The 16,370-nt window shown below is 70.6% G+C and carries 12 protein-coding genes and 1 rRNA gene; 7 read left to right on the forward strand and 6 right to left on the reverse strand.

Annotation, left to right across the window (positions count from 1 at the left end):
- A 16S ribosomal RNA gene (locus ABZS97_RS23625) occupies positions 1 to 92 on the reverse strand; the annotation flags it as partial.
- A 597-nt stretch (positions 93 to 689) separates the two neighbouring features.
- Between ABZS97_RS23625 and ABZS97_RS23630 the strand changes: the two genes are divergently transcribed.
- Together ABZS97_RS23630 and ptsP are read left to right on the forward strand one after the other, a co-directional pair.
- On the forward strand, positions 690 to 1,139 hold the full coding sequence (locus ABZS97_RS23630; RefSeq protein WP_356140306.1) for a PTS glucose transporter subunit IIA: 450 nt from the start codon (positions 690 to 692) through the stop codon (positions 1,137 to 1,139).
- 77 nt (positions 1,140 to 1,216) lie between these two features.
- Positions 1,217 to 2,887, forward strand: coding sequence for a phosphoenolpyruvate--protein phosphotransferase (gene ptsP / locus ABZS97_RS23635; protein WP_356140307.1), 1,671 nt, complete (start codon positions 1,217 to 1,219; stop codon positions 2,885 to 2,887).
- Positions 2,888 to 3,000: 113 nt separating this feature from the next.
- Here the strand turns inward: ptsP and ABZS97_RS23640 are convergent, their stop codons facing one another.
- Positions 3,001 to 3,894, reverse strand: coding sequence for a hypothetical protein (locus ABZS97_RS23640; protein ID WP_356140308.1), 894 nt, complete (start codon positions 3,892 to 3,894; stop codon positions 3,001 to 3,003).
- Positions 3,895 to 3,916: 22 nt separating this feature from the next.
- Positions 3,917 to 5,152, reverse strand: coding sequence for an MFS transporter (locus tag ABZS97_RS23645; RefSeq protein ID WP_356140309.1), 1,236 nt, complete (start codon positions 5,150 to 5,152; stop codon positions 3,917 to 3,919).
- Positions 5,153 to 5,236: 84 nt separating this feature from the next.
- Here ABZS97_RS23645 and ABZS97_RS23650 point away from each other — a divergent pair, with 84 nt between their 5' ends.
- Entirely contained in the window at positions 5,237 to 6,556 is a 1,320-nt protein-coding gene (locus ABZS97_RS23650) for an aminotransferase class I/II-fold pyridoxal phosphate-dependent enzyme (RefSeq protein WP_356140310.1), read from the forward strand.
- Here ABZS97_RS23650 and ABZS97_RS23655 read toward each other — a convergent pair whose 3' ends face one another.
- Positions 6,557 to 8,533 (reverse strand): acetoacetate--CoA ligase, encoded by a 1,977-nt coding sequence (locus tag ABZS97_RS23655; RefSeq protein WP_356140311.1) that lies wholly within the window; start codon positions 8,531 to 8,533, stop codon positions 6,557 to 6,559. It abuts the gene before it with no gap.
- A 213-nt stretch (positions 8,534 to 8,746) separates the two neighbouring features.
- Here ABZS97_RS23655 and ABZS97_RS23660 point away from each other — a divergent pair, with 213 nt between their 5' ends.
- A complete protein-coding gene (locus tag ABZS97_RS23660; protein ID WP_356140312.1) occupies positions 8,747 to 11,113 on the forward strand; it encodes a TIM-barrel domain-containing protein in 2,367 nt (788 codons plus the stop codon).
- A 31-nt stretch (positions 11,114 to 11,144) separates the two neighbouring features.
- Here the strand turns inward: ABZS97_RS23660 and ABZS97_RS23665 are convergent, their stop codons facing one another.
- On the reverse strand, positions 11,145 to 11,678 hold the full coding sequence (locus tag ABZS97_RS23665; protein WP_356140313.1) for an NUDIX domain-containing protein: 534 nt from the start codon (positions 11,676 to 11,678) through the stop codon (positions 11,145 to 11,147).
- A 77-nt stretch (positions 11,679 to 11,755) separates the two neighbouring features.
- Entirely contained in the window at positions 11,756 to 12,565 is an 810-nt protein-coding gene (locus tag ABZS97_RS23670; protein ID WP_356140314.1) for a M15 family metallopeptidase, read from the reverse strand.
- A 248-nt stretch (positions 12,566 to 12,813) separates the two neighbouring features.
- Between ABZS97_RS23670 and ABZS97_RS23675 the strand changes: the two genes are divergently transcribed.
- The 3 genes from ABZS97_RS23675 to ABZS97_RS23685 all read left to right on the forward strand — a co-directional run bounded on the left by ABZS97_RS23675 (position 12,814) and on the right by ABZS97_RS23685 (position 16,274).
- Complete coding sequence (locus tag ABZS97_RS23675; RefSeq protein ID WP_356140335.1) at positions 12,814 to 13,239, forward strand: zinc ribbon domain-containing protein; 426 nt, start codon at positions 12,814 to 12,816, stop codon at positions 13,237 to 13,239.
- The gene (locus ABZS97_RS23680; RefSeq protein ID WP_356140315.1) at positions 13,236 to 14,426 is read left to right on the forward strand and encodes a lipid-transfer protein; all 1,191 of its coding nucleotides are present in this window, start codon (positions 13,236 to 13,238) and stop codon (positions 14,424 to 14,426) included. Before ABZS97_RS23675 ends, ABZS97_RS23680 begins: the two co-directional genes overlap by 4 nt.
- A gap of 183 nt (positions 14,427 to 14,609) precedes the next feature.
- Positions 14,610 to 16,274, forward strand: coding sequence for an EAL domain-containing protein (locus tag ABZS97_RS23685; RefSeq protein ID WP_356140316.1), 1,665 nt, complete (start codon positions 14,610 to 14,612; stop codon positions 16,272 to 16,274).
- The last annotated feature ends 96 nt before the right edge of the window (positions 16,275 to 16,370 follow it).

Here is a 16,370-nt window from a genome sequence, read left to right on the forward strand (position 1 = left end):
CTAATCCCCACCGAAGTGGTTCATCGTTCGACTTGCATGTGTTAAGCACGCCGCCAGCGTTCGTCCTGAGCCAGGATCAAACTCTCCGTGAATGTGTGCAGGTAATCCTGCGAAACACTCGCGTTGAGCGGAACAGCCGGGCGGAATAAGCCCAACCGTTCACAGCGTCCTCGCTGATGCGCCTACCGAAACAATGCCCGGCAGGACTTTTTTCAAAGGAACCTCGCCCCGACCGATCGGCCGGAGACGGGGTATCAACATATCTGGCGTTGATTTTTGGCACGCTGTTGAGTTCTCAAGGAACGGACGCTTCCTTTGTACTCACCCGCAGAACATTTTCTGGGGCTTTCCTCCGGGCGCTTCCCTTCGTGTTCCCAGACTCTATCAGTGTTTCTCCGGCTCTCTGACCACCGTCCCGCAGGCATGCGGAAACGGACCCCGAGATAGGATCTGACAAGTTGGGTGCTGCCAGGCAAGGGCGCTTGGTCACGCCGCTCAGCCTCAAGCAGGAGTACGACTGTACACGGGGGCTTGGAGCGGGCGCAAATCGTTTGTGCTGTGCTCTACGGCCGCCAACCGGGACCTCTCGTGCGGAACCGGCACTTCATATGACATACCCTGCTCAACAGTGCGCCGTCCGGTACAGGCAGTGACGGCCCATTTGAATCTCCACCCCTGGGAGGCTTCCCATGACCACCGTGACGTCCCCTATTGCAGGACGCGCCATCGGGCTCGCCGCTGTGCCGGACCCCGTCTTCTCCGGAGCGATGGTGGGTCCCGGAACGGCCATCGACCCCGTCCGTGAGCCCTCTGAGGCTGTCGCCCCCGTGGACGGAGTCATCGTCTCGCTCCATCCGCACGCCTTCGTCGTGGTCGACGCAGACGGCCACGGTGTGCTGACTCACCTCGGCATCGACACCGTCCAGCTCAACGGCGAGGGCTTCGAACTGCTCGTCAACAAGGGCGACACCGTGACCCGCGGTCAGGCTGTCGTCCGCTGGGACCCGGCTGCCGTCGAGGCGGCCGGTAAGTCCCCTGTGTGCCCGATCGTGGCCCTTGAGGCCACGGCCGACTCTCTCGTCGACCTCCGAGAGGACGGCGACGTGAAGTCCGGCGACCAGCTCTTCACCTGGCGCTGACGTCAAACCCGTACTAGACGGCAAGTACACAACCACCGCGGTGGCGGGGCCCGCCGCACAAATCGGAGACGGGTGAGATGGAGACAACGCTGCGAGGCGTCGGCGTGAGCCACGGTGTGGCGATCGGCGAGGTTCGGCACATGGGAACGGCGGTGCTTGAGCCGCCCGCCAAGCAGATCCCGGCGGAGGACGCGGAGCGCGAACAGGGGCGCGCCCGCAAGGCCGTCGAAGCTGTGGCGGCCGATCTGATTGCACGCGGCAATCTGGCGGGGGGCGAAGCCCAGCACGTGCTTGAGGCCCAGGCCATGATGGCCCAGGACCCCGAGCTGATGGCGGATGTGGAGCGGCGGATCGCGGTCGGCAGCACGGCCGAGCGCGCGGTCTACGACGCGTTCGCCTCGTACCGTGCCCTGCTCGCCGGTGCGGGTGAGTACCTCGCCGGTCGCGTGGCCGACCTCGACGACGTGCGGAATCGTATCGTCGCCCGGCTTCTGGGGGTGCCCATGCCGGGCGTCCCGGACAGCGACGAGCCGTACGTCCTTATTGCGCGTGACCTCGCGCCCGCGGACACCGCGCTCCTCGACCCCACTCTCGTACTCGGTTTTGTCACCGAGGAGGGCGGGCCGACCAGCCACAGCGCCATCCTGGCGCGGGCGCTCGGTGTGCCCGCCGTGGTCGCGCTGCCGGGTGCGGGTGAACTCAGCGAGGGCACGGTCATCGCGGTGGATGGCAGCACCGGTGAGATCTTCGTGGAACCGAGTGCTGACAAGAAGGCCCAGCTGGAGGCGGCTGCCGCGGCGCGCAAGGCGGCGCTGTCGTCATCAAGCGGTCCGGGCGCCACCTCCGACGGGCACAAGGTGCCGCTGCTCGCCAACGTCGGTGGTCCTGCGGACGTGCCGGCCGCTGTCGAGGCCGGGGCCGAGGGTGTCGGTCTGTTCCGTACCGAGTTCCTCTTCCTCGACGACAGCAAGAACGCGCCGACCGAGGAGAAGCAGGTCGATGCGTACCGGCAGGTCCTCGAGGCATTCCCCGAGGGGCGTGTCGTGGTGCGTGTGCTGGATGCCGGTGCGGACAAGCCGCTCGACTTCCTGACGCCGGGCGACGAGCCGAACCCCGCGCTGGGCGTGCGAGGTCTGCGGACGCTGCTCGACCACCCCGAGGTGCTGCGAACGCAGCTCACCGCCCTGGCAAAGGCTTCGGAGGGGCTTCCGGTCTACCTGGAGGTCATGGCTCCGATGGTCGCGGACCGCACCGACGCCAAGGCGTTCGCCGATGCGTGCCGTGAGGCCGGGTTGCAGGCGAAGTTCGGCGCGATGGTGGAGATTCCGTCGGCCGCGTTGCGTGCGCGGTCGATTCTGCAGGAGGTCGAGTTCCTGTCGCTGGGGACCAATGACCTGGCGCAGTACACCTTCGCCGCCGACCGGCAGGTGGGCGCGGTGTCCCGTCTGCAGGACCCGTGGCAGCCTGCGTTGCTCGACCTGGTGGCGCTGTCCGCGGAGGCGGCGAAGGCCGAGGGCAAGAGCTGTGGAGTCTGCGGCGAGGCCGCTTCGGACCCGCTGCTCGCATGTGTGCTGACCGGTCTGGGTGTCACCTCCCTGTCGATGGGCGCCGCGTCGATCCCTTACGTCCGGTCGACTCTCGCCAAGTACACGCTGGCGCAGTGCGAGCGTGCCGCCGCGGCCGCGCGTGCCGCGGACACGGCTGAGGAAGCACGCACCGCAGCTCAGGCGGTGCTGTCCGGCGAGTAGCAATGCGCAACTAGCTGGAACACGGTCGCCCGGTCGAGCCGATCAGCCTGATCCGGTCGGCGTACGGGCGCCGTGGGGCGCTCCACCTGCGGGTGGGGCGCCCCTTTTCGTTGTCAGTGGATGTGCCCTGTCCCCTGTCCCTGCTCTCCGAGGTCGGGCGGGAAGCAGTAGTCGACGCCGGATTCCGGGGAGACGAGGTCGCCGGAATCGATGTCGGTGCAGTAGGCGTCGAACACTTCTCCGGCGGTGAGGGGCTCCAGGCCGTCGTTGCGCAGGCGCCATCCGTAGACACGGTCGGACGTGTCCTGCTCGGTGACGCGCATGACGAGTCCCCCGGCGCTTCCGGTGGCGATGCCGAGGGCCAGGACGGTGGTGAATTCGAGGGCTTCTGTCTCGTCGAGGCGGGCGACGCCCTCGGATTGGTCAGTGGTGCGGAGCACGGCGACGAGGGTTTCGGGTGATGCCGCGACACTGCAGACGAGATGGCAGGCGCCCTGGCCGGCGGTGGCGAGGATTCGGGTGAGCAGATGGGAGGCGCGGGCGAAGGCTGCACGTCCGACGTCCTCTCCGCAGGACGCGCAGTCGCCGATGCGGGCCAGGATCGTCGTCGCGTACTGCCAGGTCGCCTGGCGGATGGCTTCGTCGACGAGGCCCGGGACCAGTTCGGCGAGGGGTTGTCCCTCGTACAGGAGGGTCGGGCCTGTGGCCGCCAGTTCCGCGGTGAAGCGGGTGCGGCTGGCCACGGCGTCTGGTTCGAGGCCTTTGTCGGCGCAGAACTCCGCGTACTCCTCGGGGTCGAAGAGGGCCACGGCGGTGTGGCCGCCCTGCGCGGCGAGCGTCCTGAGCAGAGCCTCCACCTGTTTGAGATAGGCAGTGTGGTCGTCGAAGGTGAAGGTGCGGTAGCGCCGCATCGCTGTGAAGTCCTGTTCGTCGGTCAGCAGGCCGATGGTGCCGGCGATTTCCCGGCGCAGGACACTTCGCATGGTCTGGTGCTGGGTGTGCGCCATTCTTCCCCCTGTGCGCAGTCGATCAATGCTCACTCACAGTAACGGGCGCCACTGACAACGACGGTCGGACGAGGGGATCCCGAACCAGTCGGTGTTGAATGATGCAGGTCAGAGCGATGGTCGCGCCGAAGACGGTCCAGCCGACGGGGCCGGTGGCGATGGCCGCGGTGACGGCCAGTGGTCCGATGCTGCGCTGGGCGGACTGTGCCAGACCGTGGGCTCCGAGGTAGGCGCCCTGCGCCGCGTCGGGTGCCAGGGCGAGAGAGAGCTCCCAGGACACGGTGGCGTGAAGCATCTCGGCAGCGGTGAAAGCAGCGGCCGAGGCGGTCAGGAAGAGGGTTGCGCTGAGGGGCCCGCCCATGGCGGAGAGAGCCATGGTGACGCCGCCCAGCGCGAAGGCGGCGGAGAGGGGGAGCAGCAGAGCGCGTGCCGCGGCAGTGGTGGCGCCGAATCTGGCCAGCGGGACCTGGAGGGCCACCACCATCACGTTGTTGAGGACCATGAGCAGCGGGGCGAGGCCGTGCGGCGCGTTCGTCGAGTGTGCGATCCACAGCGGGAGGCCGACCTTGAAGACGGCGTCGTCGAGGAAGAGGACGGTCTCCGTGGCGACGTATGCCAGGTAGGTGCGGTCGCGCCAGGGCCCGGTCGTCTGCGGGGCGGGGGCGGTGTCCTTCGACGAGGCGACCGTGCGGGAGGGGGAGGGCGGTTCGCCGCAGCGTGAGGTGAGGAGGGCGACGGCGATGAAGGAGACGGCGTCTCCGACGAGGAGCCACTGGTATGCGGTTCTGGTGCCGAGGGCGAGGGCCGCCGCGGCGGCGAGGCCGCCCAGGGCCCAGCCGGCGTTGGCGAGGGTCCGGTTGACGGCCTGGTAGCGGACGCGGTCCTGTCCGGAGACGCGGGCGGCGTACAGCTTGGTGAGGACGTTGGCCGCGCGGTCGCCGAGGCTGCCGACGGCCGAGACGGCCAGCAGCAGGGTGTAGTTGTCGGTGGTGAGCAGGGCAAGGGAGGCCAGGGCCCGCAGCAGTTGAAGGGCGATGAGGACGTGGGTGAGGGGCAGCCGGTCCGCGATGCGGCCGCCGAGCGGCGCTCCGGCGATGCCGATGGCCCCGGAGACGGCGGCGAGAGTGCCGATCTGGGCGACGGAGAGACCGGTGACGTACGTGAAGTAGAGGACGGAGACGGTGGCCCACAGGCCGCTGCCGATTCGGTCGACCAGGGCGATCCAGAGCATTCTTCGGCCGTCGGAGCCTCCTGGCATGCGGGTCCACCATGCGGCCGCGCGGCGTATCGGACTCACTGCTCCCCCTTGCTTCCATTTATGTATTGATACATACTTGGCAACGTGGCAACACAATATGCGATCACGGGTGCGACGGCCAAGGGAATTGCCTCCTCGGTCGAACGAGGGGTAGCCGAGGGCTCGTTGGACCCAGGGGAGGCACTGCCTCCGGTTCGGCGGCTGGCCGACGAGCTCGGGGTGAGCCCGGGGACGGTCGCGACGGCCTACCAGGAGCTGCGGCGGCGCGGGATCGTGGTGACGCGCGGGCGCGGGGGGACAGTTGTGTCCGCGGCCCCGGCGGTGGCGTCACGCCGGCCTCCCAAGGTGCCCGCAGGGCTGCGGGACCTGGCCGGCGGGCATCCGGATCCCGAGCGGCTCCCCGGGCTCGTGCCGCCCTCCCGGCTCTCCCCCGGGGCGCGATCGCACCGCGGCACGCCTCGCCTTGAGCGGCTGGAGGACGCGGTGCGGAACTGGCTCGGGCCGGACGGAGTACCCACGGAGCACGTGACCTTCGCGCACGGCGCCCTGGATCTGGTCGGACGACTGCTGTCCGTGGAGTTGCGTCCGGGAGACGCCGTCGCCGTGGAGGACCCCGGCTATCACCATCTGCTGGATCTCGTGACGGCGTTGGGCCTGCGCACGGTCCCCGTCGCCGTGGACGACCAGGGAATGCGTCCCGAGGCGTTGCGCGACGCGCTCGGCGTCGGTGTACGGGCGGTGGTGTGCAGTCCCCGGGCGCAGAATCCGTACGGCGGGTGCTTCTCGAGCGCGCGCCGGGACGCGTTGGTGGCAGTCCTTGAGCGGGAACCCGATGTGCTGGTCGTGGAGAACGACCACGCGTCCGCTGTCGCGGGCGCGCCTCTCCACACGCTGACCGGGGGCGGTCTGGCGCGGTGGGTGCACGTGCGGACCGTGAGCAAGTTCCTGGGCACCGACCTGCGGTGGGCCGCGGCGGCCTGTGATCCGACGACGCTCGCCCGGCACGACGGCCGGTTGCTGCTGACCTCGGGATGGGTCAGCCATCTGTTGCAGGAGACCGTGTACGGCCTGTTGAAGGACGAGGGCACGCGCGCGTTGGTCGCACGGGCCGAGGAGGCGTACGGGACGCGGCGGGGTGCTCTGGTCCGAGAGCTCGGCGCGCGGGGTATCGGGGCCCACGCGGTGAGCGGGATGAACGTGTGGGTGCCCGTGCGGGACGAGTCCGATGTCGTGAACGGGCTGCGGTCCTACGGATGGTGGGTCGCCGCCGGCTCGCGCTTCCGGCTCGCCTCCGCACCCGGTGTACGCCTCACGGTCGCCGAACTCGAGCCCGCCGACGCGGCGCGGCTGGCCTCGGACTTCGCTGCCGTGCTCGGCGAGTCCGAGGCCACCTACGGGGGTTGATCAGGCGCGCTTGCGGGCCAGCTCTTCGTAGAAGCGCAGCAGTTCGACGTCGTCCACGGAGCCGAGGTTGACCGCCTTCTCCAGGGCCGAGCCCTGAAGGAGTCGCTTGACCGGGACCTCGATGCGCTTGCCGGTGAGGGTGTGCGGAACTCCGGGCACCTCGATGACCTCGTCGGGGACGTGGCGCGGCGAGAGCTGTTCGCGGATGGTCTGCTTGATGCGGATCAGGAGGGCCTCGTCCAGGACGGCTCCTGGGGCGAGGTGGACGAACAGCGGCATCCAGTAGCCGCCGTCCGGCTGTTCGACGCCGATGACGAGCGACTCCTTGATCTCCGGAAGTCGCTCCACAGCTTCGTAGATGTCGGCCGATCCCATGCGCACGCCCTGGCGGTTGAGCGTGGAGTCGGAGCGGCCGTGGATGACGACGGAGCCACGTGAGGTGACGGTGATCCAGTCGCCGTGGCGCCACACGCCGGGATAGGTGTCGAAGTAGCTGTCGTGGTAGCGGCTGCCGTCGGGGTCGTTCCAGAAGCGGATGGGCATGGACGGCATCGGGTTGGTGACCACGAGTTCACCGACCTCGTCGGTGAGCGGTTTGCCGCTGGGGTCCCACGACTGCAGGTCGGTGCCCAGCCCGGGGGCCTGGAGTTCGCCGATGTGGACGGGGAGCGTGGGGACGGCTCCTGCGAAGCAGGAGCACACGTCGGTGCCTCCGCTGACGGAGGCGATCCACAGGTCGGCCCCGCTCTCGGCGAACTCGTCGTGCAGCCAGCGGAAGCCGTCGGGCGGCAGCGGCGAGCCGGTGGTGGCGACACACTGCACACGGGAGAGGTCGAAGTCACGGGCCGGGTGGACGCCTGCTTTGCGACAGGCCATGACGTACGCGGCGGAGGTGCCGTAGAGGGTCGCGCCGGTGCGTTCGGCGATGCGCCACTGGGCGGCGGTGTCCGGGAAGCCGGGGCTGCCGTCGTAGAGGACGATCGTGGTGCCCGTCAGCAGCCCGGAGACAAGGAAGTTCCACATCATCCAGCCCGTGGACGTGTACCAGAAGAAGCGGTCCTCCGGTCCCAGGTCGCAGTGCAGGCCGAGCTGTTTGAGGTGCTCGACGAGGATGCCGCCCTGCGACTGGACGATGGCCTTGGGCAGGCCGGTCGTGCCGGAGGAGTACAGCACCCACAGGGGGTGGTCGAAAGGCACCTCTTCGAAGACGGGCTCCACGACCGCGGCCGTGAGAGCGGACCATTCCAGGGCCCCTTCAGGGGCCTCTGTGCCGAGCAGCGGGATGTGGACGACGGCACGCAGTGTCGGCAGTTCGCGGCGCAGTTCGGCGACGGTGTCGCGGCGGTCGTGCTCCTTGCCGCCGTAGCGGTAGCCGTCGACGGTGAACAGCACGACGGGTTCGACCTGCTGGAAGCGGTCCAGCACGCTGCGGGCGCCGAAGTCGGGGGCGCAGGACGTCCAGACGCCTCCCACGGCGGCTGTGGCCAGCAGGGCGACGACAGCCTGCGGGATGTTGGGGAGGTACCCGCTGATCCGGTCTCCGGGGCGTACGCCGAGGGCTCGCAGTTCGGCGGCGAGGGATCCGACCTGGCGGCGCAGTTCGGACCAGCTCACCGGGATCGGCTCGTGGGTCTCGTCGACGTACAGGAGGGCGGGCGCGTCGCCACGGGTGCCGGACGCGCGCAGGGCGTGCTCGGCGTAGTTGACGGTCGCGCCGGGGAACCACTCGGCGCCCGGCATGGAACGGTCACCGAGTACGCGCGCGTAGGGGGTCGAAAACCGTACGTCGAACCATTCGGCGACGGCCTTCCAGAAGGTCTCCAGTTCGTCGACCGACCAGCGGTGCAGCGCCGCGTAGCCGCCGTCGGACGGAGCTCCGTGGTGCTCGGCCGCCCAGGCCTGGAACTTCGTGATCTGCGCCTGGGCGATACGGTCCCCGTCTGGCTGCCAGAGCGGCGAGGGGTTCGCGGTGGACATGGGGCGGCTCCCGGACTGTGCGCGTCGTGTGCGTAGGTCGCGCACGAGCAGGGGTGTGCGCGTCACGCGGCTGACACGGACGATGCCATGTGATCGACTTCTACACCAGGGCGCGCCGCACATAGTCGGCGACGTGAAGATGTGCTGCCACCACGGGTGAACGGGAGTTGAACGACTCACCCATTCGGCGCCGTCAATGGCAGGGTGAGCAGCATGAACGGTCGTGACCTGGTGCGTTCGGTGAAGGTGGTTGGTTCGGTGGGGGCGGCCCAGGGGCTGCGGACCGTGCGGGCGGCGTGGCGCAGGAGGCGTACCGATGCCACCGGGCTGCCGCAGCGGGGGGCAGAGCGCGCTCGGGTGCCCGGGCCGGTGCAGGATGTGAAGCCGGAGCCCGGCGGGGGTGTCGTACGGTTCACGCGCTCCGAGCTGCGGATCGTCGTCACGGTCAACGGAGCCGTGTTCTGGGGCTGGGACGGGGCGGATCCCGAGCCGTCGTACGCCCTTGCGGGCCGCTGTCCCGATCCGGACCCGCGAGCGCTCCTTGAGCCCGACAAGGACGGCGGGTGGCGGGTCGTGTCCGAGCGGGCGACGGTCGTCGTCTCGCGGCACGGGGCGATCGAGGTGCAGACCCCCGGTGGCGTGGTCCTGCGCCGTGATCTGCCGCCCCGCTGGTGGGAGCCGGTCGACGGCGGCGCGGCGCGCTGGCTGCAGCGCTCGGAGGTGGCCGCCGATGCCCGGTTCTTCGGCCTGGGCGGGCGTGCGGCCGGCCCCCGGCTGCGCGACGGAACCCATCGGCTGTGGAACACGGATCCGGGGCACACCTTCGCGCCCGGCGACGATCCCCTGTACATCACCATGCCCCTGCAGATGGTGGTCTCCGACGCGGCCACGCATCTGGTCTTCCACGACACCTCGTGGGACGGCACGGTCCAGCTGCGCGAAGGTGAGGAGGGCGCCGGTTCCGGGCACGACCGGGCCGGGACGAGCGAGCTGCGGATGGACGGCGGCCCGCTGCGCTGCTGGGTGATCGTGGGCACCCCCGCGCGCGTGCTGCATGCCTGGGCCTCGCTCACCGGGGCGCCCGCGCTGCCCCCGGCATGGGCGCTGGGGCACCACCACGCGCGGTGGGGCTTCGGCAGCGAGGAGGAGGTGCGGCGGATCGTCGCGGGGTACCAGGAGCGCGGGCTTCCGCTCGACGCGATCCATCTGGACATCGACCACTACGACGCCCACCAGGTGTTCACGGTCGACCGGGAGCGCTTCCCGAAGCTGTCCGTACTCGCCGAGGAGCTGCGCCGCGACGGCATACGGCTGGTGTCGATCGTCGACGCGGCGGTCAAGGCCGAGCCGGGCAACGCCGTGTACGACGGCGGTGTCGTCGAGGACGCGTTCGTGCGGGACTCCGCGGGCCGGCTCGTCCGTGGTGTCGTGTGGCCCGGGGAGTCGGTGTACCCGGATTTCACGCACGCGCGCGTGCGGCGGTGGTGGGGCGGGCTCTACGAGGAGCGGCTGGCGCAGGGGTTCTCCGGGTTCTGGCACGACATGAACGAGCCGACGTCGTTCACGGCCTTCGGGGAGAACACGCTGCCGCGCTCGGCACGGCACTCCCTGGAGGGGCGCGGCGGGGACCATCGTGAAGCACACAACGTGTACGCGCTGTGCATGGCCCGGGCCGGGTACGAAGGGCTGAGCGAACTGGCACCCCAGGAGCGGCCGTTCCTCTTCTCGCGCTCCGGGTGGGCCGGCATGCAGCGCTACGGCGGCACCTGGTCCGGGGATGTGGCCACGGGATGGCCGGGTCTGCGGGCATCGCTGTCGCTGGTGCTGGGCCTCGGGCTGTGCGGGGTGCCGTATTCGGGGCCCGACGTGGGCGGCTTCGACGGCAGTCCGTCACCGGAGCTGTATCTGCGGTGGTTCCAGCTCGGCGCATACCTCCCGCTGTTCCGAACCCACGCGAGCCTGCGGGCCGGGCGCAGGGAGCCCTGGGAGTTCGGTGACGCCGTCCTGGAGCACGCGCGCGTGGCGCTCGTCGAACGGCGCCGTCTGCTGCCGTACTTCCTGACCCTGGCGCATCTGGCGCGGCGTACCGGGTCGCCGTACGTGCGTCCTCTGTGGTGGGGCGCACCCGAGGACCGGACGCTGCGCGACTGCGAGGACGCGTTCCTGCTCGGCGACTGTCTGCTGGTGGCGCCGGTGCTCGACCCCGGGGCGGACCGGCGTGCGGTGCAGCTGCCGCGCGGGCGCTGGTACGACACGGTGACCGAGGAGGCGTACGAAGGGCCTGCTCAGGTGCTCGTCGAGGCGCCCTTGGGGCGGATTCCGGTGCTGGCCCGTGCGGGGTCGGTGGTGCCTGTGCGGGGTGACGACGGCGGTCTGGAGTTGGAGGTGTGGGCGCCCGCGCGCGGGCGTATTGGGGGCGGGCTCGTCGTACCCGACGGGGGCGACGGCTGGGACGAGCCCGAGATCGAGCGCTATGTGGCGTACTGGGAGGGGCAACGGGTGGTCGTGCGGCGGGAGGGGGACGACGGTTCGGTCGAGCCGTCGTATCCGGTGCGGGTTCGCGGTCTCGGGACGCCGTGACCTGTGGTCGGGCGGGCCGGTGGCAGCCCGCTCAGTACCGCCCCTCGAACCACGCGCGGGCCGCCAGGGTGTGCAGCGGAAAGGCCAGTTCGGCCGGTCTGCGCAGCAGGTGCCAGCCCTCCGTCTCGTCCGTGGCCGCGGACGGCGGAAGGTCGGCGGCAGGGCGCTCCGGGAGGAGCCCGAAGAGCAGCAGGTGCCCGGCGGGGGAACTCATCGCGTCGGCGAGCCGTACCTCGTGGCTCGCCGCGTCGATGCCCGTCTCCTCCTTGAGTTCCCGGACGACGGCATGTCGCCAGTCCTCCCGGTGGTCGATGAACCCCCCGGGCAGAGCGATGCCTCCGCGCGCGGGAGCGATGGTCCGGGTGATGACCACCAGGGAGGTGCCGGTGCTGTCGTACACGGGCTGCAGGGCCACGGCGACGGGCAGGGGGTTGCGGTAGGCCACGGTGCCGCAGGCGGCACAGGTGCGGGGCCAGCCGGAGACGTTCTCTCCGTAGCGCGCTCCGCAGCTGGAACAGTGGGAATCCGGCGCGAAGTCGGCGGGCGGGTGCTGGGTTGCGGACACGCCGCGGACTGTAGCCGATCACTGCGAGGGCGTCCTCGGCGGGCCCGTACCGTGCACCGGTGCGGGCCCGCGGAGGCTCAACGGGAGGAAGTGAGGGACTTCTTGGAGACGGGGAAGTCGAAGTAGGTGTCCGGGTAGGGCTCGGGCTTGTACGTGAAGTGCCACCATTCCTCGGGGAGGTTGACGAAACCGGTTCCTTCCAGGGTGCTCTTCAGAAGCAACCGGTTGGCGCGCCGGCTGCCTTGAACACGCGGATCCAGCGTGTGGGCGAGGGTGTCGAAGCAGTCGAAGCCGGTGCCCATGTCGACGGAGTTGTCCGGGAAGCGCTCGCCCTTGGGCGCATAGCAGGGCACGAGGGTCTCCCCGGGGACGTAGGGCCGGGTCGGCACAGCGGGCAGCCGGACGATGGTGAGGTCCATCGTCGAACCGCGGCTGTGTCCGGACTTCTCGGCGATGTATCCGTCCTCGAAGAGGCGGGTCTTGTCGACCTGGGGATAGAACTCGGCCTTCATCGCCTGGTCGTCGAGGTCCTCGGCCCAGCGGACGAAGTGGTCGACGGCGCGCTGGGGGCGGTAGCAGTCGTACACCTTGAGGGTGTAGCCCTGACGCAGGAGTCGCGTCTGCGCCTTGTGGAGTGCTTCGGCGGCGGTCCGGGTCAGGATGCAGATGGGCTGCCGGTAGCCGTCGATGTGCTCGCCCACGAAGTTGTGGGTGGTGAAGTAGCGCATCTCCTGGATGATCGTCGGGTCCACGGATCTCAGGGCCACGAAGTCCTTGGGGGCCTTCGGCTCGGGCTTCGCCTGCGCGGTGGCGGAGGCGGCGGTCACGGCCAGCAGGGCGGCGAGCGTGGTCACCAGTCCCCGTACGGCGGTGGAGAGTCGTGTCATGCCCCCTGCATCTATCAGGCGCGGGCTCCTCATGGGAAGCGATCGCATGCAGCCCCGCCCTGTTGGAGGACGAGGGGCGGCCGGAACCACCCCCGTGGGCCCCGGCCGTCCCTTCCGATACTCCGACGCCGGAAGGGCCCCCATGGTTCTCCGTGACGGCCTGCCGGATTACGGTTGCCCGTGGCACACTTCTGACGTTCCGTCAGATCCAGTGTCATGGAGGGGCCTTGTCGCCTGCACGCACACCCGTGGTCGCAGGATGGTTCGCCGGGGACGGGGAGGACTTCCATCTCCTCGGTACACGCTGTGCGGCGTGCGCCTCGGTCTTCTTCCCCCGCGAGGACGCCTTCTGCCGCAACCCCGGCTGTCCGGGCGGCGAGCTCGAGGAGGTGCCGCTGTCACGGCGCGGCCGCGTCTGGTCGTACACGGACAGCCGCTACCGGCCTCCGTCACCGTACGTGTCCGATCCGGAACTCTCGTGGGAACCCTATGCGTTGATCGCAGTGGAGCTGGAATCCGAGCGCATCGTGGTGCTCGGTCAGACGGTTCCCGGGGTCACCGTCGCCGACCTGACGGTGGGCATGGAGGTGGAGGTCGTCCCCGGTGTGCTCAGCGAGGACGCGGAGACGACCTGGACGACATGGCAATGGCGGCCTACGGGGGTGACGGCATGACAGGCGAGGTGGCGGTGCTCGGCGCGGGCATGCACCCGTGGGGCAAGTGGGGGCGGAGTTTCGTCGAGTACGGGGTGGTGGCAGCGCGCGCCGCTTTGGCCGACGCGGAAGTCGACTGGCGGGACGTCGGCTCGATCGTGGGCGCGGACACGGTGCGCGGCGGCTATCCCGGATACGTGGCGGGGGCGACCTTCGCGAAGGCGCTCGGCTGGCAGGGGGCGCGCGTCGCCAGCGTGTACGCGGCGTGCGCTTCCGGGGCGCAGGCCATCAACACCGCGCGTGCGCACATCCTCGCGGGGTTCGCGGACGTGGTGCTCGTGGTCGGTGCTGATGCGGCGCCCAAGGGGTTCTTCCGCCCGGCGGGCGGGGAGCGGGCGGACGACCCCGACTGGCTGCGGTTCCGGTTGCTGGGGGCCACGAATCCGACGTACTTCGGGTTGTACGCGCGGCGGCGGATGGCCGTGTACGGAGACACACCGGAGGACTTCGCACAGGTCAAGGTGAAGAACGCGGCGCAGGGGGCGCTCAATCCGAACGCGCGCTACCGCAAGAAGGTCACCGCGCAGGAGGTCGCCGGTTCCGCGGTCGTGGCCGATCCGCTGCGACTGCTCGACATCTGCGCCACCTCCGACGGCGGCGCGGCGCTGGTGCTTTCCAGCATGGAGTTCGCGCGACGCCACGGGGCCGCGGATCCCGTACGGATAAGGGCCGTCTCCACGGTGACGCCGCGCTATCCCAGCACCGTGCTCGATCTCCCCGACATCGCGACGGACTCGGCGGCCGTCGTGGAACCGTCGGCCGAGACCTTCCGCGCGTCGATCGCACGGGCGGCCTACGAAGAGGCGGGCATCGGCCCCGAGGACCTCTCCGTCGCCGAGGTGTATGACCTGTCCACGGCCCTGGAGTTGCAGTGGTACGAGGACCTGGGCCTGTGCGCGGAGGGCGACGGCGCAAAGCTGCTGCGCGAGGGCGCCACGACGCTCGGCGGGCGCATACCGGTGAACGTCAGCGGCGGGCTGGCCTCCTTCGGAGAGGCGGTTCCGGCGCAGGCGATCGCCCAGGTGTGCGAGCTGACCTGGCAGTTGCGGGGCGTCGCGGGTGAACGGCAGGTCGCCGGGGCGCGGGTGGGGATCACCGCGAACCAGGGCCTGTTCGGGCACGGGTCGTCGGTCGTCGCCGTGCGGTAGCGCAGGGGTCGCGCGCCGGCCCTCGACGCTGTGCGGCGATCGCGGAGTCCTACGGCGCTCCCCCGCCGGACGAACACCCGGCGTTCGGACAGGTGTGCCCACCCAGTGTGACGGGTCGGGAATCGTGCGTGAACAGCTCATGAATCGCGCCCGGGGGTGCGCCTGCGGCGCCATCATGCTCCCGTGCCCTCCTGGACGAACGCTCTTCGCTTCGCCTTCCAGCCGATCGTCAACCTGACGACCGGAGGAGTCGCGGCGCTGGAGATACTCGCACGCCCGGAGACCGGTGACGTCCTGGCGCAGGCCCGGCGCGACCCGGAACTCGACGGCCGTCTCGCCGCGTCGGCGATCCGGGCGGCAGCTCAGAAGGAGACGCTGCTGCCGCTGCACGTCAACGTGTTCGCGGGGACCCTCGCCGATCTCGGTGGGCTCGCCGCCCTGCGCGACGCGGTGCGCGAGGCCGGGCGGCGGCCCTGGGAGGTGACGATCGACATCGGTCCGCCGTACACGCACGTGCCCCAGTTCGCCCTGCTGGAGGCGGTCGCGGCGCTGCGCGCCGAGGGCTTCCGGATCTGCGCGGACGGAGTGGGCGACGGTGACGCACCCCTGCGGTTGCTCACCGACCTCGCGCCGGACCTGATGAAGCTCGACGTCTCCCTGCTGGCACGGCCCGCGGCGATCCGGGCGATGCGGACCCTGTGCGAGCAGTTGGGCGCCCTGCTGTCGGTGGAGGGGGTCGAGACGGAGCGGCAGTGCGCGGCCGCGATCGCGGCGGGCGCGCAGTGGGCGCAGGGCGAGCTGTTCGCGCCGCCTTCCCGGCTGCCCGCGGCGGACGTATACGTTCCGGCGCTCTCCCCCGCCGTCCTCACGACACCGCGCTCGGGGCCGCCCGTACGGCAGTTCGTACGACCGGCGGCGCTGCTGCCTGCCACCGCGTCCGCCGGGCAGGTGCGGGCGCTGCTCACGGGCTCTCCCGACGTGTCCGGGGTGCTGCTCGTGGACGCCACGGGGGCGCCGGTGCGGTCGGTGCACCGCTCCCGGTTCCTGCTGTCGATGTCGGGGCGCTACGGGCATGCGCTGTACGCCGACCGGCCGGCCGCCAAGCTGGGCGACGCGCCGCGCACGGTCGGCGTCGACGCCACCGCTTGGGAGGTCCTCGACGTGGTGGCGGTCGGGGACCGGGACCGTACGTCCGACGACGTCGCGGTCGTCGACCACCACGGACGGTGCGTGGGTGTCGTACGGCTGGCAGATCTTGTACGGGCGCTGGCCGAGAGCCGCGTCGAGGAGGCGGCATCCCTCAACCCGCTGACCCGGCTGCCCGGTTCCGACGCGATCACCGGCGAGGTGGACCGCAGGATCGCGGACGGCCGGATGTTCGCGCTGACCTGGCTGGACATCGACCACTTCAAGCGGGTCAACGACAGTGCGGGGTTCGCGGCGGGCGACGAGCTGATCCGGGCGGTGGGCCGGGCTCTGCAGCACGCGGCCTCCGGCGCGACGCGGGTGGGCCACATCGGCGGCGACGACTTCCTCGTCCTCGCGGACCCCGACACACTCGACCCGTTGGCCGCCGCGGTGCTCGACGCGCCGTGGTCGGCGGGCGGACGGGCCGTCACGCTGTCGCTGGCGACCGTTCTGTGTGCGCCGGGCAGCGTTCTCGACCACCGGCAGGCCGCCGCCTGCCTGGCGCCGCTCAAGCAGGCCGCCAAGGCGCTCAGCGGGGCGAGTTGGGTGCTGGGCCGTGCGGGCTTTCCCGGGCATGAGATCCGGCGCGGTTCGGGAGCGGCGCACGCGACGGCACCGACACAGGCCGGCTGCGGGGCGGGTGAGCCGAGCAGGGGCTGATCGGCCGACAGGCCGGTTGGCAGGCAGGCCGGTTGACCACAAGCTGGCTGGCAGCAGAGGTGGCCGCCCGGGCGAGATCAGGAGTTCGAGGCACAG

It is taken from the genome of Streptomyces sp. NPDC005485 (assembly GCF_040606085.1).
Taxonomy (GTDB): Bacteria; Actinomycetota; Actinomycetes; order Streptomycetales; family Streptomycetaceae; genus Streptomyces.

What these genes read in the sequence shown, in the direction of transcription:
- ABZS97_RS23630 (WP_356140306.1), top strand. Translation starts at nt 690, where the DNA reads ATGACCACCGTGACGTCCCCTATTGCAGGACGCGCCATCGGGCTCGCC.
- ptsP (WP_356140307.1), top strand. Translation starts at nt 1,217, where the DNA reads ATGGAGACAACGCTGCGAGGCGTCGGCGTGAGCCACGGTGTGGCGATC.
- ABZS97_RS23640 (WP_356140308.1), bottom strand. Translation starts at nt 3,894, where the DNA reads ATGGCGCACACCCAGCACCAGACCATGCGAAGTGTCCTGCGCCGGGAA.
- ABZS97_RS23645 (WP_356140309.1), bottom strand. Translation starts at nt 5,152, where the DNA reads ATGCCAGGAGGCTCCGACGGCCGAAGAATGCTCTGGATCGCCCTGGTC.
- ABZS97_RS23655 (WP_356140311.1), bottom strand. Translation starts at nt 8,533, where the DNA reads ATGTCCACCGCGAACCCCTCGCCGCTCTGGCAGCCAGACGGGGACCGT.
- ABZS97_RS23660 (WP_356140312.1), top strand. Translation starts at nt 8,747, where the DNA reads ATGAACGGTCGTGACCTGGTGCGTTCGGTGAAGGTGGTTGGTTCGGTG.
- ABZS97_RS23670 (WP_356140314.1), bottom strand. Translation starts at nt 12,565, where the DNA reads ATGACACGACTCTCCACCGCCGTACGGGGACTGGTGACCACGCTCGCC.
- ABZS97_RS23680 (WP_356140315.1), top strand. Translation starts at nt 13,236, where the DNA reads ATGACAGGCGAGGTGGCGGTGCTCGGCGCGGGCATGCACCCGTGGGGC.